Source organism: Komarekiella delphini-convector SJRDD-AB1, from assembly GCF_014831675.1.
GTDB lineage: Bacteria > Cyanobacteriota > Cyanobacteriia > Cyanobacteriales > Nostocaceae > Komarekiella.
The window spans coordinates 180,464-202,351 of record NZ_VJXY01000001.1; the positions used below are offsets into that span (position 1 = coordinate 180,464).

The 21,888-nt window shown below is 42.3% G+C and carries 20 protein-coding genes; 14 read left to right on the forward strand and 6 right to left on the reverse strand.

Annotated features, from left to right (window positions below; genetic code table 11):
* Positions 1 to 25 precede the first annotated feature (25 nt).
* From FNW02_RS00755 to FNW02_RS00775, 5 genes are all read right to left on the reverse strand, one after another.
* Positions 26 to 2,326: a PAS domain-containing hybrid sensor histidine kinase/response regulator gene (locus tag FNW02_RS00755; RefSeq protein ID WP_191755690.1), complete on the reverse strand. Its 2,301-nt coding sequence runs from the start codon at positions 2,324 to 2,326 to the stop codon at positions 26 to 28.
* 295 nt (positions 2,327 to 2,621) lie between these two features.
* Positions 2,622 to 4,652, reverse strand: a complete 2,031-nt coding sequence (locus tag FNW02_RS00760; RefSeq protein WP_191755691.1) for a serine/threonine-protein kinase — start codon at positions 4,650 to 4,652, stop codon at positions 2,622 to 2,624.
* Positions 4,653 to 5,810: 1,158 nt separating this feature from the next.
* On the reverse strand, positions 5,811 to 6,854 hold the full coding sequence (locus FNW02_RS00765) for a serine/threonine-protein kinase (RefSeq protein WP_191755692.1): 1,044 nt from the start codon (positions 6,852 to 6,854) through the stop codon (positions 5,811 to 5,813).
* Between the two features lie 311 nt (positions 6,855 to 7,165).
* Positions 7,166 to 9,400 carry a glycoside hydrolase gene (locus tag FNW02_RS00770; protein ID WP_191755693.1) on the reverse strand — a complete coding sequence of 745 codons (2,235 nt, stop codon included), beginning with the start codon at positions 9,398 to 9,400 and terminating at the stop codon, positions 7,166 to 7,168.
* Between the two features lie 180 nt (positions 9,401 to 9,580).
* Complete coding sequence (locus FNW02_RS00775; protein ID WP_191755694.1) at positions 9,581 to 9,811, reverse strand: NifU family protein; 231 nt, start codon at positions 9,809 to 9,811, stop codon at positions 9,581 to 9,583.
* 426 nt (positions 9,812 to 10,237) lie between these two features.
* Here FNW02_RS00775 and FNW02_RS39445 point away from each other — a divergent pair, with 426 nt between their 5' ends.
* Entirely contained in the window at positions 10,238 to 10,363 is a 126-nt protein-coding gene (locus tag FNW02_RS39445; protein WP_263627700.1) for a hypothetical protein, read from the forward strand.
* A gap of 425 nt (positions 10,364 to 10,788) precedes the next feature.
* Positions 10,789 to 11,241 carry a DUF4332 domain-containing protein gene (locus FNW02_RS00780; RefSeq protein WP_191755695.1) on the forward strand — a complete coding sequence of 151 codons (453 nt, stop codon included), beginning with the start codon at positions 10,789 to 10,791 and terminating at the stop codon, positions 11,239 to 11,241.
* 120 nt (positions 11,242 to 11,361) lie between these two features.
* On the opposite strand, the gene FNW02_RS00785 is transcribed toward FNW02_RS00780, so the two are convergent.
* The gene (locus FNW02_RS00785) at positions 11,362 to 11,976 is read right to left on the reverse strand and encodes a TetR/AcrR family transcriptional regulator (protein WP_191755696.1); all 615 of its coding nucleotides are present in this window, start codon (positions 11,974 to 11,976) and stop codon (positions 11,362 to 11,364) included.
* Between the two features lie 286 nt (positions 11,977 to 12,262).
* Between FNW02_RS00785 and FNW02_RS00790 the strand changes: the two genes are divergently transcribed.
* From FNW02_RS00790 to FNW02_RS00845, 12 genes are all read left to right on the forward strand, one after another.
* Positions 12,263 to 13,846, forward strand: a complete 1,584-nt coding sequence (locus tag FNW02_RS00790) for a M16 family metallopeptidase (RefSeq protein ID WP_348535353.1) — start codon at positions 12,263 to 12,265, stop codon at positions 13,844 to 13,846.
* Between the two features lie 49 nt (positions 13,847 to 13,895).
* Complete coding sequence (locus FNW02_RS00795) at positions 13,896 to 15,413, forward strand: M16 family metallopeptidase (protein ID WP_225225328.1); 1,518 nt, start codon at positions 13,896 to 13,898, stop codon at positions 15,411 to 15,413.
* Between the two features lie 274 nt (positions 15,414 to 15,687).
* The gene (locus tag FNW02_RS00800) at positions 15,688 to 15,969 is read left to right on the forward strand and encodes a hypothetical protein (RefSeq protein WP_191755698.1); all 282 of its coding nucleotides are present in this window, start codon (positions 15,688 to 15,690) and stop codon (positions 15,967 to 15,969) included.
* Between the two features lie 334 nt (positions 15,970 to 16,303).
* Positions 16,304 to 16,537 (forward strand): hypothetical protein, encoded by a 234-nt coding sequence (locus FNW02_RS00805; RefSeq protein WP_191755699.1) that lies wholly within the window; start codon positions 16,304 to 16,306, stop codon positions 16,535 to 16,537.
* 163 nt (positions 16,538 to 16,700) lie between these two features.
* Positions 16,701 to 16,934 (forward strand): hypothetical protein, encoded by a 234-nt coding sequence (locus FNW02_RS00810; RefSeq protein WP_191755700.1) that lies wholly within the window; start codon positions 16,701 to 16,703, stop codon positions 16,932 to 16,934.
* 165 nt (positions 16,935 to 17,099) lie between these two features.
* The gene (locus tag FNW02_RS00815; protein ID WP_191755701.1) at positions 17,100 to 17,336 is read left to right on the forward strand and encodes a hypothetical protein; all 237 of its coding nucleotides are present in this window, start codon (positions 17,100 to 17,102) and stop codon (positions 17,334 to 17,336) included.
* 158 nt (positions 17,337 to 17,494) lie between these two features.
* On the forward strand, positions 17,495 to 17,728 hold the full coding sequence (locus tag FNW02_RS00820; protein ID WP_191755702.1) for a hypothetical protein: 234 nt from the start codon (positions 17,495 to 17,497) through the stop codon (positions 17,726 to 17,728).
* 167 nt (positions 17,729 to 17,895) lie between these two features.
* Entirely contained in the window at positions 17,896 to 18,129 is a 234-nt protein-coding gene (locus FNW02_RS00825) for a hypothetical protein (protein ID WP_191755703.1), read from the forward strand.
* 133 nt (positions 18,130 to 18,262) lie between these two features.
* On the forward strand, positions 18,263 to 18,499 hold the full coding sequence (locus tag FNW02_RS00830) for a hypothetical protein (protein ID WP_191755704.1): 237 nt from the start codon (positions 18,263 to 18,265) through the stop codon (positions 18,497 to 18,499).
* A gap of 247 nt (positions 18,500 to 18,746) precedes the next feature.
* Positions 18,747 to 18,965, forward strand: a complete 219-nt coding sequence (locus tag FNW02_RS00835) for a hypothetical protein (protein ID WP_191755705.1) — start codon at positions 18,747 to 18,749, stop codon at positions 18,963 to 18,965.
* A 181-nt stretch (positions 18,966 to 19,146) separates the two neighbouring features.
* Entirely contained in the window at positions 19,147 to 20,322 is a 1,176-nt protein-coding gene (locus FNW02_RS00840) for a phosphotransferase family protein (RefSeq protein ID WP_191755706.1), read from the forward strand.
* A gap of 265 nt (positions 20,323 to 20,587) precedes the next feature.
* Positions 20,588 to 21,691 (forward strand): T3SS effector HopA1 family protein, encoded by a 1,104-nt coding sequence (locus FNW02_RS00845; protein ID WP_191755707.1) that lies wholly within the window; start codon positions 20,588 to 20,590, stop codon positions 21,689 to 21,691.
* Positions 21,692 to 21,888: the final 197 nt, after the last annotated feature.

Genomic DNA, 21,888 nt, shown 5'->3' on the forward strand with positions numbered 1-21,888 from the left:
GTCTCTACAATGGTTTATCTGTCACTTATCCGCTGGGTTTGGCGAGGTTAGTAACAATAGTAACTAACTCATCTGGCTCAACTGGTTTGGATATATGAGCTTGAAACCCAGCTTGCAGAATGAGTTTCCGTTCTTCATCTCTGGCAAATGCCGTTAAAGCGATCGCTGGAAGTTTTTCCTTTTGCCCGGTTTCTTGCGCTCTGATTTTGCGAATTAGCGAATAGCCATCCTCCTCTGGCATCCCAATATCACTGAGCAGGATATCAGGTCTGAATTTTGCCAGCATTTCCAGGGCTTCACCTACTGAGCTAACCGCCGTCACCTGTGCCCCAGAATGTTCAAGAATAAAGGCAATTAACTCGCGCGTATCGCGATTATCTTCTACAAGGAGTACTTGCAAGTTGTCGAGTCCGGTGAAGTGATTAAATTGTTCTTCACTTTCATTGATTAGCTGCTCTGGTGGTGGTTCTACAATGGGTAACTGCACTGTAAATGTTGCTCCCCGTCCTTCCCCTTCACTAACTGCATAAACTCTGCCTGAGTGCATTTCGACTAAGTAGCGCACAATTGCCAACCCCAGCCCTAAACCATTATTTGCTCTGGTGGTTGTACTATCAGCTTGACTAAAACGTTCAAAGATGTAAGGTAGAAACTCAGCACTAATTCCCTTGCCTGTATCAGTGACAGTAATTTGGGCATTGGAGTTTACTTGCTTCAGATGCACTTCTACGTGCCCATCACTAGGTGTAAACTTAATGGCGTTAGAGAGCAAGTTCCAGAGAATTTGCTGTAAGCGTTCTGCATCACCTATAACCTGACCCACTGAGGGGTCAAAGTTAAATTCGATTTGAATATTTTTAATCTCTGCTGTGGGACGCAAAGCTTCAATTGCCCCATTAATTATGGGTATAAGGTTAACTTTACGGCTATTGAGGCGGATTTTACCTCGGACAATCCGCGAAATATCTAGGATGTCATCAATAACTTTTGTTTGAATTTTGGCATTTCGCTCGATTGTTTCGAGTGCTTTAGAGGTAGTTGCTTCGTCTAATTTGCGGTTCCGGATCATTTGAACCCAACCAATCATCGAGTTGAGAGGTGTACGGAGTTCGTGGGAGACGATCGCTAAAAACTCATCTTTGATGCGGCTAGCTTCTTGGGCTTGCTGATAAAGCCGTGCATTGTCAATGGCGATCGCTGCACGTTGGGCCAGTTCACAAGCCATTACTAAGTCTACGGTAGTATAGTGACGTCCTGGTTGTGTCGATGCAAATGTAATTGTCCCCAGCTTGCGATCGCGTACCAGCAATGGCACAATCATGTCGGACTTGGCTTGCAGTTGGTACAGGAGGCTGAGGTGTTCCTCGTTATAAGCGATTTTTAATAATGAGGACTCATGAATAACTATATTCAGTTGCGGCTTTCCAGTGCTTAAAACCCTTGGTGCTCCATAATCAGCATCGATAGAGACTGGGTAGCATTGCTGGAGTTTTCTTACTAATGCTTCCTTCTGTGCTTCCAATGCAGCCACTATTGGGTTACTGAAAATCGGCAAATTATTTTCGATGACATCTACAATACACCAGTCGGCTAGGGTTGGCACTGCCAATTGGGCGACACTGTTTAGGGTGGTGTGATAGTCGAGAGAAGATGCTAATACACAACTTGCTTCACTTAAAAAATAAGATCGCTTCTGTGCCGCTTGGGCTGCAATTCGCGTAGCTTGTTCACTGGCAAGTAACTGATTGCGTTCTAACTCTAAACGCTTGCGATCGCTAATATCGCGCATTAGCCAACGCAGAGCAACTGGCTCCCTTTGGTTGTTACGCACAGTAACTACTGTCACAGCAGCATCAAAGCAGACTTGTTTTCGTGGTTGTAAGCAAATTTCCCACTCCTCGCGTCTGTCGAGGTGCTGCAATTGAGTGAGGAAATCAAAAAAAGCTTGATGGTCTGATTGTGCGATGTAACTAAGCAGTGGCTTGCGAATCAAAAATCTCTGCGATACATTGAGCAGAACAGAGGCGGCACGGTTAGCTTCCAGAATAGTGCCATAAATATCAGTCACCAAATAACCATCTGGTGCAAAATCAAATAATTCTTGATAGCGGTGGCGTTCTTCCTTTGCCACTGCTCGTGTTGCTTTTAGCTGTTCTTCAGCTACTTTTAGTTCTTCTAAAGCTATGTGGAGTTCTTCAAAAGCTTCTGTTATTAAATCTTGTTGTGAGCTAGTAGTAAAAGTAAACTCCTGTGTAGTGCGTTGCAGTAATGCCACTACCCGTGAGCGCAATTCCTCTATTTGTTGGCTCAAATCATCTATGTTCATATTGCTTAATTTGCAAAACTATGAAGCATGAGTGCAGGTAGCAATTTAAACATAACTACACACGTAGCTTAAAATCAGTCATCTAGTAATGATAAAGTCTTTGGTCTTTTCTTCGCATCCTACTAGGGCGTTAAAACTATACGAGAGGAGTGAGAGATTGGGGGAGTGAGGGAGCAGGGGAGATATGTTTTGCAATACAACAATGAGTCTTTGATATTCGTGGACGAGTCTTTGATATTCGTGAGCAACTCTTTAATACTCGCCTCCTCTGCCCCCCTGCCTCCCCTGCTCTCACTCACTGAGACAATTGCCAAATCTTGATAGTATTATCCTCGCTACTGCTGACAAGGGTCTTACCATCAGGACTAAAGGTTACAGATGTGATGGTGTTGCTACGCCCCGCCAATTTGAGAATTTCCTCTCCTTTTGCAAGGTTCCAAAGTTTGATTGTACGATCGCGACTACCACTAGCAAGAATTGTGCCATCTGGGCTAAAGGCTACAGATGTGACTGTGTTGCTATGTCCCACTAATGTTAAGATTTCTTCTCCAGTAGCTAGATTCCAAAGTTTGATTGTGCGATCGCGACTAGCACTGGCAAGAGTATTACCATCTGGGCTGATGGCTACAGCTGTAACTGTTTGAGTATTTCCCATTAATGTGCGAATTGGATTTCCATTGCCCATATTCCACAGTTTGATAGTCTTGTCAAAACCGCCACTAGCAAGGGTTGCACCATCTTGGCTAATGGCAACAGACCGCACCCAGAATGTATGTCCTACAAGTGTGCGGATTTGGCGTCCAGTTGCTAGATTCCATATTTTGATAGTGTTATCATCACTACCACTAACCAGAGTTCTGCCGTCTGGGCTGATTGCTAAAGCATGAACAGAGTCGGAATGCCCGATCAAAGTACGGATTTGTTGTCCGGTTGCTAGATTCCATATTTTGATGGTGTTATCATCACTACCACTAACCAAGGTTTTGCCATCTGGGCTAATCACTACAATATTCACCTGCTGGGAATGCCCGTTGAGTGAAGAGATTTGCTTTGCGGTTGCTAAATTCCACAGTTTGATTGTGCGATCGCCACTGCTAGCAATTATCTGGCCATTTGGGCTGATGGCGACAGATGAAACCGAGTTTTCATGACCTTTAATAGCGTGAGATAACACAATATTTCTCAAAGCAGTTTTTGGCGGTTGACCCAAAGCCTCCTCACCGTCTGGTCTATGATTGTGCTGATTCAACCTAGCAGCCAAACTGGCGTAAATCCGGCGAGATTGCTGATACCAAGTTTCGCTAAATCCAAACAATAAAATGAAAGCACTAACTAAAACTACACTTTTGAGTAAGGTATATTTTATTGGTAAATCTGGTGCTTGTGTTGGTGGGATTTTTCTTGTTAATTGACCAGCTGGTGGTAGTGCAAGTGGTTGTTTGTAAGTCAAATCTTTAATTACTTCGTCGGCTGATTGATAGCGCTCTTGGATGTCTTTTTTCAAAAGCTTTTCCAGAACAATTTCTAACTCTGTAGTCAATGGAATTCGCAAATATTGCCGCCAATTTCCTACCCAGGCATAGCCGTTTTCCATCCACAATTGAAAGGGAGAAATTCCTGTTAGTAGATGAAAGCAGGTAGCTCCTAAACCAAATAAATCACTAGCTGGATAAGCTTTGCCATCTCTAATTTGTTCAATTGGAGAATATCCATGTGAACCGATTGATGTGCCAACTTTATTTTGAATGTTTGTAAATTGCTTTGAGGAGCCAAAATCAATCAGGTTTAATCTTCCATCATTTTTACGCCTGATAATATTTTCTGGCTTAATATCTCGATGAATGACGCCGCGATCGTGAATAAATTTGAGTATAGGCAATAAATCTAATAAAATTGCCTGAACTTCTTTAGCACTATACCCTTTACGTTGCTGCAACTCCTTTAACAAATTCTGCCCATTGATAAACTGTTGTACTAAATACAGACAGCCGTCTTGCTCAAAGTAAGCCAACAGCGTGGGAATTTGGGGATTTTCTCCAAGTTCTTGTAGTCGCTTTGCTTCTTCGGCAAACAACTCCATTGCTTTTTTTTGTGACCAAGTTCCTTGAAATTTAGGCGCTAATTGCTTGATGACGCAGTGTTCATTTAGTTTATCTGTATCTTCTGATAGGTAGGTTCTGCCAAATCCCCCCTCATCTGAAAGCACTCGGATGACACGGAAGCGATTTCTCAAAAGTGACACCAGCGGGGTGCTACAAGTTTGGCAAATTTTCTTTCCATTGGGATTTAGGGGATTTTGGCAATCGGGATTTAAGCAGCAGATCATGATCTGACAAGCGCGACTGCATGAATATTTATCTTAATAAAAGGGGTTTAACTGTTAACTGTTGACTGTTGACTGTTGACTGCTGATTGTTAACTGTTTGATTTAAATCCCCTTACCTAAACATAATTGCGTAAAGCCTACGGTATAGCTACGCTTAGAGCACAGCGGGGCTACACCCAACTGCGAATTGCAAATTGTTTAAGCTAAGTTTGTCCTTCTCTTACAAAGTTGAGCCAGTTGCTTGGGCGGGTTAAGAGACTTGTGCATTAGCGTAGCGGTAGCGACGTAGGAGCGTCACTGGCGTCTGTTCGCCTTTGGCGTTGGCGAAGCCATCGGATAGCGCAGCGTTAGCGAGGAACGAGCGTCGGAAGCCTCTCTACGAGACGCTCCGCGAACCGTTCAGACTTTGCGCTTTTCCCTTAAAGTAATTGACTCTCGCGTACTGGTAGATGTAGGTAGAAAACCCTGTTCTGGGGATTATGGAGCTACTCAATAAGTTAGCGTTTGTAGATAGTAGCAAGTCTTCCTCAGCTTCGGAAAACTACGAGAGCCATAAAATTATTTTCTTGATTATATAATAATCTGAATTGAAAATTTTTTTAAATTATTTACTCAAGTAATTTTGCTTATCTCTTGGCAAGTAACAAGCTACTATAGCGTTTTCTAGCCGACTGAGGTACAAATTTATCAGTGTACCCTGCGGAAAGCCCTTCTCCTGCAAAGACGCTGCGCGAACAGGTTCAGGGGTTCGCAAGACGCTCGATGACTCGCTACCGCTGCGCTATCGACGGGAACCGCCTTCTCTACGAGACACTTTGCGAAGGCAAAGCCTCTCGTAGAGAAGACTGCGACCCCCTCACCGTTACGCGTCTATATCGGTGTTAATCTGTGGTTAATTACTTCAACGAGAACAGCTATAGGTATTAATTAAAACCAGATTAATCAAACATATTTGACTATTAAATATAGTCAAAATCATTACTAAATTTATTTCTAAAAAGGCGTCGAGAAAACCCATTCCTTCTAAGGATGAGATGAAAGACGCGCCGTCAACAGTCAACAGTCAACAGTCAACAGTCAACAGTCAACGTGAAATCTTACCCCTTTTGGGGTGGGATGAGCTTAACTTGATTAATTGTCAATTTGATACTTTAGGTATTAATTACATGACTTTGTTTCTTTGAGTCGTGCTCTCCATTTCCGAATGGCGCTAGCAGTTCTTGCAACTGGAGGCACATATACTTGAGGATTTTCTACTTTTGTAGTTTGATTTTTGAGGTGTTGGGTAGTTAAACAGTTATTTAAAGCCGGCAAATAGCTTTCCCAGTTCAAAGCTGCGATCGCATCATCAGCAGTCCTAAAGCGTTCATCTAAAGGAATTTTCACCATTTTGCTCAAAACCTGACCAAAATCGTTACTGATATTTACTTCTTTTTGCCAACATATCTCACCGGTATCTGCATCATAGTCAAATTCTAAAGGGCTTTTGCCCGTCAACAAATAAAGACAAGTCATACCCAGTGCATAAATATCACTGGCATAAACTGGACGCAGAGACAACTGTTCTGGTGGTGCAAATCCCATAGTTCCAATAAAAGCAGTTTTATTGATTGAATTTTCACAGGCGTCAGCTAATTCTTCTTTGACTGCACCAAAATCGATTAGTACTACCCGTCCGTCGTACTCACAGCGCAGTAAGTTCTGAGGTTTAATATCCCGATGAATTACACGATGTTTATGAAGATACTGCAATACTGGTAATAATTCCTGCAAAAATTGTTTAACGGCGGCTTCATTCTTTGGCCCATTTCGCCGGACTTCTTGCGCCAAAGTAAAGCCTTGCACGTATTCTTGAACTAAATAAAACTCTCCATTGTTTTCAAAGTAGTCTAAAAGTAGAGGAATTTGAGAATGGCTACCGAGTTGACCTAAAGTTTTGGCTTCTTTTTCAAAGCGATCGCACGCTCTTTGCCAGCTTTGAGGACTAGTCACCTTCACACAAAGCTGCTTAATTACACACAATTGATTCCCTGGTAGTACAGCATTCTTGGCTAAATACGTGATGCCAAAACCACCTCTACCCAAAATTCGTAGTATTTCGTAGCGATCGCGAAATAGCTGTTTGGAACCACACATTTGACCAAGTTGAGTCTGTTGTGAAGTGTATCCATGATTAGTTATTTTGGAATAAGAGCGATTCATTAGCTATAGAAAAGCTACTGTACAATGTCTTTAATTTTATGAAAAATATTCTTTGGTGTCAGTAGCATCACTGTATCTTTGCTAAATCATGACCTTTTTCACCCTACAATTGAAAATTTCAAATATAAAATTCAAAATTTGATAGCAAATTAATCCTGATGAAACTTGTTGGTAAATGAGGTGATAAATTACCTGTGAAGTATGAAGCTAAAACATCAAAAAGTAGGGTGGGCATTGTAATGCCCACCCTACAAGCTGCTTTATCCCTTTATTAAGTTAAATTCTCCTAACTCCTGTCTCCTAACTCCTTTCTAAGGTACTTCAATGGGAATCAAAGCATTTTCTGGCAAATAATTGCAAAAACGCCCGTCATCCGCCAACACCAAAATCAGGCGTAGGGGATAATCCGGCGGAACTTGCAAATCTGCCCACGGTACTGCTAACTCTAAACAATTATTTAAAGCTACTTGAGCGCGACTAGCGCGGGGATGCCATTGATGATTTTCTCCAGCTTCCCGAAACTGAATTGATTGCGTCAGCAAATTAATTTCTAGAAGATGGTGGAAAAGGTAATTAAGTGGAGCTGCATCTGGCACGTCTGCCAAAGGAACTGGACTATTTACCATTGTCTTGTCGGGATAGAACCACAGCAAATTTAATTCTGCTGGCAAATCTCCCCCTGGTGCAACACCACTTTTAAAGTCCAACCGCAAATAGAAATTCAGGTGATCCACCCCATACCAAAGTCGCTGGATGACACTGCTGTTGTGCATTGTCCCCCGCGCCCCGCCTATTTCTATGCGTCCAGCTTTGTCCCAGTCCTGTTCATCACCTTTACCATTGATGACGGGGTGAATAAACCCTTCTGGGCGGTGGTCTGCGCGTGCTTGGTGAACTTCCACTGGTTGGCGAATATATGAAGGTATGGGTTCATTTAAGGCCTTGTAAATGCCAAACAAGTGTTCCCGAAACAACTGGTCAAAGATGGCATCTTGATTTGATGAATGTCCTTCACCAAACCACCAGAACCAGTCGGAACCCTCTGCGGCATATAAAGCTTCCCACGCTTCGGGGTTGTTGGCTTCTGTTGCTTCAGGATGATTCGCCAACAGATTCCTAGCTTTTGTTAGATAGTCCCAAGCCCGGTTTTTGGCAGGGTCGCCTATCCAAGTGGTAAAGCTGCCATCTACCCAAGAACCGCTATGCAGTTGTTCTCCGGGGATGGTTGCTGTGGCAGGAAATTGTTCGAGAAATTCGGAGACAGTAACAAGTTTGAGGTGGGGTTCGTTGCTTAATGTTTGATATAAAGCTTCTAGGAAAGGTTTACCATCTTGGGGATAAAATTCCCAACAATTTTCTCCATCCAAAGCGATGGTAACTAACCAAGGTTGTTCGCTTTGGCTGTCTCTTTGCATTTTAGCGATCGCTTGGAGGTGTCCCACTAAGTCCGCTGCTGCCTGTTTTGCTGGCATGGCGCTGTAAGTAAAGCCAATCAAATCCGATAATCTATGGTCACGAAACACAATCGCTAAATCACCTGCTGGAGTTTGCAGGCGGTATGGTTGGTACAGCAATTCTGGTTGCTGTACGTTTCCCGCCCCATCTCGGTGGAAAAAGTGTTTCAGTGTCCATCCCAAAACGGCTTCATCTGAGCAAATCCACTTAAATCCTTGATTAATAATATACGGAAGTGTCTCCGGGCTGACTGACTGTTCTGAAGGCCACAAGCCACGGGGTATTTGTCCAAAACGGTCTTTATATAGGTTCCAAGCTTTCTGTAAGTGGCGGGGGATATCTTCTGCCCACTGAAACCGATGCTGAGGTAGCGTCATATTGGGCACTGCTACCCGACCAGAGTTTGTATCAGCGAGCAAGGGCAAAATCGGGTGAGTGTAGGGCGTAGTGGTAACTTCTAATTGCCCCGCTTCCTGCATTTTCCGGTGTTGGGGAATGATGCGGCTGAGAATTTGGCGCTGTTTGGAATAAATACGCTGGCGATCGCTTAAAGTAAAATTTCGACCCTGTTTTAACCAAGCCGCAATTTCTGGGTCATCCCAAAATAGCGGATCGATCCATGCCAGATTGTGCCAAGCCAGCAAATCACTGTAATCTGGGAATTCCCAATTTGCCAGACACCAAGCTGGCCCCTTTTCCTGCTTTTGCTCGTACAACTGTGCATAGCGGGGATGAGGGTCAATCAAAGTGTGGTGATTGGCATCAAAAAAGTGCTCGATAATGAATTCCCGCTGTTGCTGAGTTAGTTGCTCAGTTGGTGTTAGGCTGGCTGTGAGGTAAGGATCAAAAGCAGTGCCAGCAATGTAATCTTCAAGTTGCAATATCAGCGAGGGTACTAAATTTACCGTTTGGTGTAACTTCGGATACCGTTCTAAGAGTAATACCAAATCCAGATAATCCTTAGTACCATGCAACCGTACCCAAGGCAAGCGGTACTGCTGACTAGGAGACACTGAAACGCTGCTGCCAGGAGATTTGTATAACGGCTGATGTTGATGCCAGATAAAAGCGACGTGTAAGGGATGGGACATAGATAGTTATTGAGGATTGGGCATGGGGGAAAGGGGAAAAAGGGGGAAAGGAGGAAAGGGGAAAAAGGGGAAAGGGGAAAAATGGGGAAAGGGAAAGAGTTATTCTCTTGCCTCTGTGCCCCTCTGCTCCTCTGCTCCTCTGCTCCTGTGCCCCCAGTTCCTCCCCCCAATCCCCAGTCCCTACATTACTTGCTCGATTTCTGCAATTTCGGGAATCAATTCCTTCAGGCGGCGCTCAATGCCCATTCTGAGGGTCATTGCGGAGCTAGGGCAAGAACCACAAGCGCCTTGCAACCGTAGTTTGACCACAGGGCCGTCAAGTTCTACGAGTTCCACATTGCCACCATCAGACATGAGATAAGGGCGCATTTCATCTAAGACTGTTTCAACGTTGTCAATTGTTAGTTCCATAGTTTTAGACCTGCTAAGTAAACGATGGCGATCGGGAATTAATTTGTAGTAGTGCTGAAATCTACTACAAATCTATTATCCAAAATTTTGTTTTTCAGCTTTGTTAAGTCGATCCTAGATCTAATTGCCCCTAGATTGTGGTTTGTCCAGTATTCTCAGACAAAAGAGTCATCTGTTCATGACTAATGATTAAACAATTGCTGGTTTTAGCAGCTTCAGAACTTACGCACTCAGATCCCCCAACCCCCTTAAAAAGGGGGCTTTATAAATTCCCCCCTTTTGAAGGGGAGCCAGCGCGGTCTTCTCTACTTTGAGGCTGCGCCAAGGGGGTTTACACGCCACTCCCCACAACGGATAGCGCAGCGTAAAGCCTTCTCTTCGTTCGCGTAGCGTGTCGTAGACAGAGGCTTCGCCTTAAGCGAAGCCATGCCGCAGGCTTTACGGCATGGCTTCTCTACTTTGAGGCTGCGCCAACGCTTAGAGCGAGTCTTGTCTGCGACACGCTGCGCGAACGAGCGTCGGCAACCTCCGCCTTGGGGTGGCTCCCCATGAGCGACTGGCGTGGGTTAGGGGGGATCAACAAGTGCAAAGATACAGCCAACCACTTTTCAAACAACCTCTAAGAAATGAAACAAACTATAGCAATTATTAAATCAGAATCACTAAACGAAGTGGTGTAAGATTTAAAAATTTTCAAAAGCGAGGCAATTAGCCGAAAAACCTTGCTCAAATAGTGACTTATGTCATATCAAAAGAACAATTTGAGTGGATTACAGTGTAATTAGGTGTTCTTGATGGCTCGCTAAAACTCTACTGCATTGTATAACCAGTTTCATACAGACTGGCGAGATCAAATTATGAAAATTCGCAGGCTAATCCGATTATGGGCAGTATAATTATTCCTGTTCATATTGCTCAAATTATGCATTCGGTATGCGGCACAATATTTAAAGAAACCCATATTTTAATTTTTCCAAATGTCTGCTAAACAAATAGATAGTCGAAGTCCTGTCATATCTTGTGACTGGCCGATTGAGCAACTACCTGGATTAAGCCAGGAGGAACAATCTCAACTACAAAATTGTGGGATTAAAACCACAGCAGCACTAGTTAAACAAGGCAAAACTTTACAGATGAGGCTGGCGTTAGCGAATAAATTACACGTTCATCCTCAGTATGTAAATAAGTGGATTGCTTTGGCTGACTTGGCACGTATTCCCAGCATAGGTATACAATATTGCGGTTTATTGCTCCATGCGGGTATTGGTTCTGTAGGGCAGTTAGTTCAAACTCCCACTCACCGATTGCACCGACAAATTTTGCGCTTGCAAGTAGCAACAATGCAGCGGCGAGATTTATGTCCGGCGATTGAGTTAGTCCAACAATGGAGTCAACAAGCAAAAATAGTGCTGAGTGCTGAGTGCTCTTAGCGGTAGCGGGGCGTTTAGCCCGTGCTGAGTACTGAGTACAAAGTTACCTCCCTGCTCCCTCTGCTCCCCCTGCTCCCTCTGCTCCCTAATCCTTAATCCCCAATCCCCAGTTCCCAGTCCCTAATCCTTAACCAATACACCATTGAGGAAGATATCAGCCAGTCCTTCTGCCATTTGCTGCATTTCTTGGGGTGAGGCGTCAGGTTCCATGAGGGTGTTGTTAGAAAAACCTGCGATCGCAAACATTCCTAAGAAAACTTTAGCAACAAGATTGGCATCCATTTGGCGATAAATGCCTCTATCCATTGCTGTTTGAAAGAATGCTTCGGCCACATCAGTCATTTTGGTGATGACTTCTAATTGGATGCGATCGCGCAAATCTGGGTGAAACTGCACTTCCATAAAACAAACCCGCATCAAGTCGGCATTTTTTTGGAAATTCCACATCCGGCGGCGCATCACTTGAGCTACAGCCTTATAGCTGCCCATCTCACTCAATTCAGTCAGCAAATCTGTGAGGATTTCTACCCAGCCACTAGTAGCAACTTCCACCAAAATTGCCTTCTTATTGGGAAAATGACGAAATAGTGTACCTTCGGCTACACTGGCAGCCTGTGCTAAGTCACGGGTGGTAGTGCCATCAAATCCTTGGGAGGCAAACAAACGCTGTGCTGCCTGTAAAATCCGAGTGCGCGTCTGTGCCTCTGAGGGCGGGGGAGAATTAAAAACTCGCATAGCAGTTATGGTGAAATCTCTGGAACACGATTTGTAGCATTATTGTCTAACGTCAAGTACAAAAAGCCCAGAAAGCTTAATACAAGATTAACGCCCTGTTTGCTAAATAGTTTGTTTTTCAAGTAGTGTAACTTTACTTTAATTTTTGCTTATGAGCCAGTCTAGCTACTCAATTTTAGATTTTAGATTTTGCGGAAAGTGGGCGGTGTCGGTTTCCGTCCCCGAAGTTTGCTCAACGCGGGGAACCCGCGCACGCAACTTCTCTTCGCTCAACTTTCCAAGACGGATTTTGGATTGGTCAAATAAAGTATCTGTAACATTGCGCCGACTGTTTGCTACCTTGTTGGCGCTGCTCATACTTTGGTGGGGATTGCTGCCAGAAATCGCTTTGGCTGATACTCAAACAGCACCTCCTCAACAACTACTACAACCACAGCGTCAAAATTCGATACAGCCTTATCTAGATCGAGTCATCAAACAGTTAACAGAGTTCCGTCTTGACAATGGTTTGAAATTCATTGTCTTGGAACGGCATCAAGCTCCAGTAGTTTCCTTTCTTACCTATGCGGATGTAGGCGGTGTGGATGAACCAGATGGGAAAACTGGTGTGGCACACTTTCTTGAGCATTTGGCGTTTAAAGGCACAACACGCATCGGTACAAAAGATTACAAAGCAGAAAAACCGCTTTTAGATCGCTTAGAGGAGCTAGATAGCCAAATTAGAATAGCGAAAGCCGATGGCAAAAAAGATGAGCTTGCCCGCTTAGAAGCTGAGTTTAAACAAGTGGAATCACAAGCAGCCAAGCTAGTTCAGCAAAACGAACTGGGGCGAATTGTGGAACAAGCGGGAGGCGTGGGTTTAAATGCTAACACTTCTACTGAAGCTACCCGTTATTTTTACAGCTTTCCTGCCAATAAGTTGGAACTGTGGATGTCGCTAGAGTCAGAGCGATTTTTAGAACCTGTATTCCGCGAGTTTTATAAAGAAAAAGATGTGATTTTAGAAGAACGACGGATGCGGGTGGAGAACTCGCCCATTGGGCAGATGGTGGAGAAGTTTATCGATACTGCTTACAAAGCCCATCCCTACAGGCGTCCGGTGATTGGTTATGACGAAGATATCCGCAATCTCACACTAGAAGATGTAGAGAAGTTTTTTGCAACATACTACGTACCCAGCAATTTAACGATCGCCATTGTCGGAGATGTTAACCCGGCTGAGGTGAAAAAACTAGCGCAAACTTACTTTGGACGCTATCAAGCAAAACCAAAAGCACAGCCAACAATTCCCACAGAACCGAAACAGACACAAACGCGGGAAGTTATTTTGCAGTTACCTTCTCAACCCTGGTATTTAGAAGGCTATCACCGTCCGGCAATTACTCACCCAGATAATGCGGTTTATGAAATCATTGGTAGTTTATTAAGCGATGGGCGGACGTCACGGCTGTATAAGTCTTTGGTCGAACAGCAACGCTTGGCTTTAAATGCCCAGGGTTTCAGTGGATTTCCGGGGGATAAGTATCCGAATTTGATATTTTTCTATGCTCTGACGGCTCCTGGACATACAGTTGATGAGTTGGCGGTGGCTTTACGCAAGGAAATTGACTCCTTGAAAACTCAGCCTGTTACAGCAATGGAATTGCAGCGCGTGAAAACCCAAGCAAGAGCAGCATTGTTACGTACTCTCAGTTCCAATATGGGGATGGCTCAGCAATTGTTGGAATATGAGGTAAAAACTGGCTCTTGGCGGAATTTGTTTAAGCAGTTGGATCAAATTGCGGCGGTGACGACGGCTGATGTTCAACGGGTGGCGAAGGGGACATTTACGCCGGAGAATCGCACGATTGGTAAGTTGTTGTCGAAATAGGGATGGAAACGTAGACGCAGAGGCGCAGAGGGCGCAGAGGAAGAGAGATATGCACAGATACAAGGTGAAGGGTAAAAGGCGGATGAGATTGAAAATTCAGAAGAGTAAGAGGCTGTTGTCTGCCTTGGTTATTGCTTTTGCTTTGTTATTTTTTACTTTTAACTTTTCTTTGGCGGCGACGGCGGAGGCAAAGCATTATACGGAGTTGCAACTTGCACCGTTGGCTGAGATCAAGTTACCCAAGTATGAGCGGTTTGTTTTGCAAAACGGCTTGGTTGTGTATTTGATGGAGGATCATGAGCTGCCTTTGGTGAATGGTACAGCATTAGTGCGTACAGGAAGTCGCTTGGAGCCATCAGAGAAAGTTGGTTTAGCTGGCTTTACGGGTGCGGTGATGCGGACTGGAGGAACTAAGAAACATTCGCCAGATCAGCTAAATGACATGTTGGAACAACGAGCGGCTGCGGTGGAAACTAGCATTGGTGAAGCTAATGGTAATGCCAGTTTTCAAGCACTTAGTGAAGATTTAGAAACGGTGTTTGGGCTGTTTACTGAGGTGCTGCGAGAACCTGTGTTTGCTCAAGAAAAGCTAGATTTAGCTAAGACACAGGCCAGAGGTAGTATTGCCCGTCGCAATGATGATCCAGATGAGATTGCTAGTCGGGAATTTCGCAAGTTGATTTATGGTAAAGAAAATCCTTATGCCCGCACGATAGAGTATGTAACACTTGATCGAGTTTCTCGTGAGGATTTGCTCAACTTCTACCAGCAATATTTCCACCCGAATAATCTGATTTTGGGGATTGTGGGGGATTTCGATTCTAAGAAAATGCGATCGCTTATTCAGGCTAAATTAGGCGACTGGAAGCGTAACCCCAAAATTGTTAAACCTCAGTTACCAGAGGTGTTACCAGCTAATACAGGTGGAGTATTTTTTGTAAATCAGCCGCAACTGACTCAGAGTAGTATTCTGGTTGGGCATTTAGGCGGACGATTCGATAATCCAGACTATGCGGCGTTGGATGTGTTGAATGGGGTGTTAAATGGGTTTGGCGGACGCTTGTTTAATGAAGTGCGATCGCGTCAAGGTTTAGCTTACTCAGTATACGGCTACTGGAGTCCCCGCTTCGACTACCCTGGGATGTTCATTGCTGGTGGACAAACCCGCTCTGATGCTACTGTGCAGTTTGTCAAAGCCTTGCAAGCTGAAATCAAGCGCATCCAAGCACAAAGAGTAACACCAAAAGAACTAGCTTTTGCCAAGGAGTCTACGCTGAACTCCTTTGTTTTCAACTTTCAAGACCCCAGCCAAACCTTGTTAAGGTTGATGCGATACGAATATTACGGCTATCCGGCTGATTTCCTGTTCCGCTATCAAAAAGCCGTAGCCGCAACCACAGCAATTGATGTGCAGCGGGTAGCAAAACAATACCTAAAGCCAGAAAATATTGTGACTTTGGTAGTGGGGAATCAAAGCGCCATTCAACCACCCTTGACACAACTAGCAGCACAAGTGACACCGATAGATGTGGCTATTCCTACTTCACAACCACAGATGAAGAATTAATCTAGGTTACTCATCCATCGCAAACTGCAATCAAATGATAATTAGAGACGCAATTTCTTGCGTCTCTAATTATATAAAACGACAAAAAAGCAATATTATTTGTAAACTCATCATTTAAAAGACGAAACTCCATTTATTATGTCTTTGAAATCAATCTAAAAATCTTGAATTTATAAGATTACATTACAAAATAGTAGAGAGGGATTTTAGATTGGTAGCTTAATCTGATCCCAAGAGTGTTTTATTGACTATCACCGTATTTCGGGAGGAAAAAATGGCGAAGATAATAATCTCCAATTTGCCTGCTAGTAGTAATGAAAATCTGCTCACTGAACTAGAGCCTTGGGAAATGAAGTCTGTGGAAGGTGGTTTAAGAAGAAGGAGAAGAAGAAGAGGGACAGATGGAATAACTGGAGCAACTGGAACAACTGGAAGTACGATTACAATCGACACAAGTGTATTAACAGCCACTATAGATGATATGAATGGTGTTCTTGATAGGCTGTCGGCACAACTCAATCAAACACTTGAGAGTGTAGAAGTAGTGGAAGAATAAATGTATGAGTCAGCTTGTTTTGAATTAAGTTTTCTTCTGATTATCGTGCGTTCTAAATCTAATTAACGTTAGAACGCACGATTTTTTTATTAAAATTATCAACTATAAAACTTTCAACTAAGATTCCCGACTTCTTTAAGAAGTCGGGAATCTTAGTTAATTCAAAACCAATATTTAAGAGACTCAAGTCATTTATTTATGTCTTTTCAACAAAGCTTAAAGCCTTGACTTTCCTAATTGTTCTGAATAAAAATTGCATTAACGGTTAAGCGAAGCACAGCTTAATTGCCCACAAAAACTACTGACTTGAAAACAAGTATTTTAGGAGAAAATCATGGCAACTATCACTCTTTCTGAATTACGTAATGCTGGTTCTCAACTATTCCAAGATTCTGAAAGCTTTCTCAATGACCTCAGCGATGTAGATGCAATCTCCGGTGGTTACGACAACTTCAGCGACTTTTATGGATTTGACAAGATCATCGAAGGCTACGTAAATGTATATGCCATCGGTCATGTTACTTACTTAGCTAAGTCATTCAGCTCCAACGATTACTCTGCTTACTAATAGCTTTGTAGTTTTAGTACTAAGCTATTTGGCTCTCCTGGGATAAAAATGAAAAGCAATCTCTGAGATAAATATGAGATTTCTCGATTACCAAATACCCAGGAGAATCAAACAAATTAAGCAATTTACAGATGATTTGCAACAAACACTTTAGGAGTTAATTATGGCAACTATTACTCTTTCTGAATTGCGTAATGCCGGTTCTCAATTATTCCAAGATTCCGAAAGTTTTCTCAATGACCTCAGCGATGTAGATGCAATCTCTGGTGGTTACGACAAATTCAGCGACTTTTGGGGATTTGACAAGATAATTGAAGGCTACGTAAATGTATATGCCATCGGTCATGTTACTTACTTAGCTAAGTCATTCAGCTCCAACGACTACTCCGCTTACTAAGAGCTTCGTAGTTGACTACTTAGCTAATAGCTCTCCTGGCTGGCGTAAAAGAGAAAAGTAATCTTTGAGATAAATATGAGATTTCTCGATTACCAAATATCCAGGAGAAGCTATCAATTTAAACACTCTCAAAATAACTTGCAACAAGAATTCTAGGAGTTAATTATGGCAACTATTACTCTTTCTGAATTGCGTAATGCTGGTTCTCAACTATTCCAAGATTCTGAAAGCTTTCTCAATGACCTCAGCGATGTAGATGCAATCTCTGGTGGTTATGATTCTGGTTTCAGCGACTTTCATGGATTTGACAAGCTGATTGAAGGATATGTCAATATCTATGCAATTGGTCATGTTACCTACTTAGCTAAATCATTTAGCTCCAACGACTACTCTGCTTACTAATAGCTTAGTAGTAAACTACAAAGCTATTTGGCTCTCCTGGGACAAAAAGGAAAAGAAATCTCTGTGATAAATATGAGTTTGAATTACCAAACACCCAGGAGAAGCTATCAATTTAAACACTCTCAAATTAACTTGCAACAATAATTTAGGAGAAAATCATGGCAACTATTACTCTTTCTGAATTGCGTAATGCGGGTTCTCAACTATTCCAAGATTCTGAAAGCTTTTTAAATGACCTCAGCGATGTAGATGCAATCTCCGGTGGTTACGACAACTTCAGCGGCTTTCACGGATTTGACAAGCTGATTGAAGGCTACGTAAATGTATATGCCATCGGTCATGTTACCTACCTAGCTAAGTCATTTAGCTCTAACGACTACTCCGCTTACTAATAGCTTAGTACTAAAACTACAAAGCTATTTGGCTCTCCTGGCGTAAATGGATGGGAAAAGTAATCTCTAAGATAAACATGAGATTTCTCGATTACCAAACACCCAGGAGAGGCTATCAAATTAAACACTCTCAAGATAATTTGCAACAATAATTTTAGGAGAAAATCATGGCAAACATCACTCTTTCTGAACTACATAACGCTGGTTCTCAACTATTCCAAGATTCTGAAAGTTTTCTTAATGATCTCAGCGATGTAGATACAATCTCTGGTGGTTACGACAACTTCAGTAAATTTTATGGATTTGACAAACTGATTGAAGGTTATGTCAATGTATATGCCATTGGTCATGTTACTTACTTAGCTAAGTCATTCAGCTCCAACGATTACTCCGCTTACTAATAGCTTTGTAGTTTACTACTGAGCTATTTAGCTCTCCTGAGATAAATGGAAAAGTAATCTCTGAGATAAATATGAGTTTGAATTACCAAATACTCAGGAGAAGCAAATAAATCAAGCAATATAGGTGCAAATTATGGCAACTATCTTTCTTTCAGAACTGAGTAATGTTGGCTCACAACTATTCCAAGATTCTGAAAGCTTTCTCAATGACATGAGTGATTTAGATTCTATATCTGGTAGTTATGATTCTGGCTTTAGCAACTATTCGGGATATACAAAGCTGATTGAGGGATATGTCATTACATACGCTATTGATCAGATTGTTTACTTAGCCAAATCATTTAGTTCCTACGACAACTCTAATGGCTAATAGCTTTATAGTTTGATACTAAGCTAAATAGCTCTCTTAGTAAGAAAAAGTAATTTCAAATACCGAGTATGGTTGTCATTGTTAATTAATCATGCTGTATCCCCAGCCAAGTTGTTAATAAATATCAACCTTGCCTACATTGTCGTTGACTAATTTTTAGCTATTTGCTGAGTTCAATTAACTAACTTACAGCTTTATCTGGGTCACATTGAGCAACTATTTAATTATTGCTTCAAAGATGAAGTAAATGGCAAAAATCGAAATCTCTGACCTGCATACCGCTGATTCAGAAACCTTCCTGACTAATCTCAATGGTGTGGATTCTATATATGGTGGTGAAGAATACGCTTTTGCTCAGACTTTTAACTTTGGCATGAAGATACTGGAAGCTGCGATCGCAATATTTGCTATCTCCAGTATTGCGTGGATTGCAAAGTCATTCAACACTGAAAAATTCATGCTCTAAAGAGAATAACTCTCTCTGTCTGATGATTGTCGTTACAACCTGACACAATGAGCGATAAGAGGTTATATATGATTGCTTTTTGGACATCTTTATGGTGGATATATAGTTTTCTAGTCTACCAAAACCAACTTTTAACTAAGCAAGAAGTTTTAGTTGTTAACGTCGAAAATTATCTAAGAATATGCCACCATTTATATTGAGTTCTCAAAATGTTGTAGACTACCTGATTTCCCAAGGTTTGTGTACTCAAGAGCAGTTTTTGAACAACATTGAGCCAAAACCTGCTAAAAACTTTAACTTGTTACTCAGCTTACCAGACGATCGGAAACTCCTTGTTAAACAAGAGCGTTATAACAGAGAAGGCAAAACTGCTGGTGAGTTTTTAAAGGAATGGCGAGTTCACAAGTTATTACAAAATTTTCCCGAACTCAGCAAAATTTATCCATGTTTTTCGGAAGCGGTACATTTTGACGCTACACATTCAATCCTTGTTTTCAATTATCTAACTGATTATCGTGATCTGACAGATTTTTACATCAAGGAAAATTACTTTGCCAGTGAGATTGCAACGGTAATTGGAACTACTCTGGCATCAATTCATCGCCTAACTATTGACCATCCAAACTATCAAGAGTTTCTCCAAGACGATGAGGATACAAGTCAACAAACTCCTAATCTGGCTCGTGGTTTAGATAGAATCACTCCGGCGGTGTTTGGTATGGTTCCTAGTCATGGTTTGAAATTCTTTGCGCTTTATCAACGTTATGACAGCCTCGGAAAAGCGATCGCAGATTTGAGCAATGCTTTTACCCCTTGTTGTCTAACCCATAATGATCTAAAGCTGAACAATATTCTTTTATCCTTAGACTGGGAAGACGCAGTTTTTCAAGAATCGCCTACAACTGACAGCATCATTCGATTGATTGACTGGGAACGCGGTGCTTGGGGAGATCCAGCTAATGACTTAGGAACATTAGTCGCCAGCTACCTGCAAATCTGGCTGTACAGCTTGGTTACTAGTAACACAATCGCGATCGAAGACTCTTTACGTCTAGCTACAACCCCTTTACAACTTCTCCAGCCTTCAATTGCGGCCCTAGCTACTGCTTATTTAGCTGACTTCCCCGAAATCTTAGAACGTCGTCCTGATTTCTTACCGCGAGTCATGCAATTTTGCGGTTTAGCTTTGATTAGAGCTATTCAAGCACAACTCCAGCATGAAAAAACCTTTGGTAATGTGGGTGTCTGTATGCTCCAAGTTGCCAAAAGTTTGCTGTGCCGTCCAGAAGCATCAATTCCGACGATTTTCGGTATGGAAGCACGCTACCTCGCTCCCACAAGCTTATCCCCTGTTTAACAGTTATCAGTAAACGGTAAACAGTAAACATAATTGGGTTTAAGGAGAACTACTAAGGGGGCGCGTTATCAGTAAACGGTAAACAGTTATCAATCAAGATAATTGGGTTTAAGGAGTGGCTCACTTGTAACTGAAAACTAATACCCAAAGCCGATTAGTGGCAGGCGCTATCAGCCGGGTTTAAATCCACCAACTGTTTACTGTTTACTGTTCACTGTTGACTGTTTAAAATTCCCTTTCCCCGAACTCACAGGCAAAAGTATATATGCAACTATTAGCTTCACTGGAAAGTCAACTGCAAGATGTTCCAGAGTCGTTGCAGACATCACTGGAAGACATCGTTCATCAGGTTCAGATTGAGTCTCACTATTCTATTCGACACCCAGACTACCAACCTTTGGAATTGCCAGAGTCAGCAGTTTCTCGTTTTCAGCAATTGCCTTTAGATCTCCAGAATAAATATTTAAGTCTGCAATTGCGTAGTTTTCTTTACGGTATTTATTACAATGGCTCTTTAAAACGTGCTCTCGGCTCCAATGCAGAGGTAACGAATTTAGCATTGAACCAAAATCTCGAAAATAACACTTTGTTGGGTGTAGATTTAGCGTTTTACGATCGCCTGCACGAAAGCAACAAGAGTGAAGGCTATTGGAGTTATGATTGGCTGGTGGTTCAAGAAGCAACAGATGATACTTTGGTAGTACAAAAGAATGGTTTGACGCTGCACATTGAGCGTCTACTCCATTTGCAACCACAAGCTCAATCTGTCACTGTTGGTAAGTCGGTGGCAATCAAAATGCCTAAGAATATCGTGCAAAACGGATTCTATATGGCAATAGCTAATGCCGGGACGACTCCCAATTATCAAAATATCGTGCGTGTCTACTTCAACTTAACTCCAGAAGGAGCAGTTGCAGTCATGGACAGTTTGACAACCCAACTTAACACTTTGGGGATTTCTTTCTCATTTAAAGTGTTATACAACCCTTCGGATTATCAGCGTTATGATTCAGGTGTGCTGTACTTTGGCAAAAGCAATTATCCAGCTGTTCACAAAGTATTAGAAAGGGTGTATGCAGAACACCAATCTCATTTTGATGAGCCAGTACCTTTGTTTACCAAGTTACTAGCGCCAGGGTTGGCGATCGCAGAAGAACCAAATCAAAAATTTGGCGATCAAGAAAGTTTTGGTACTAACCGCTGTCAAGTTATTGCCAATGGTTTGCTTGATGCTTGGCAACAAGGAAATAATACACCAGCCGGTCGGCTGGCATCGATTTTGCAAAATTTTTCTTTGCGAGAAATTGAATTGCAACGTCCTTACCTCAATGCCAACTCAGAGGATATCTACACTTCTTTGAATTTATGAAATAATCTGGATTTAGATACCCGAATTCTTAAAGAAGTCGGGTATTTAGATAAATTTAGATTTATCGAATTTAGGACTTACGCACTGAAGGCTGAAACCTAGATCTCCCCTTCAAAAGAGGGGAATTTATAAAGCCCCCTTTTTAAGGGGGTTGGGGGATCTGAGTGCGTAAGTTCTGGAATTATGATTTAAACCAC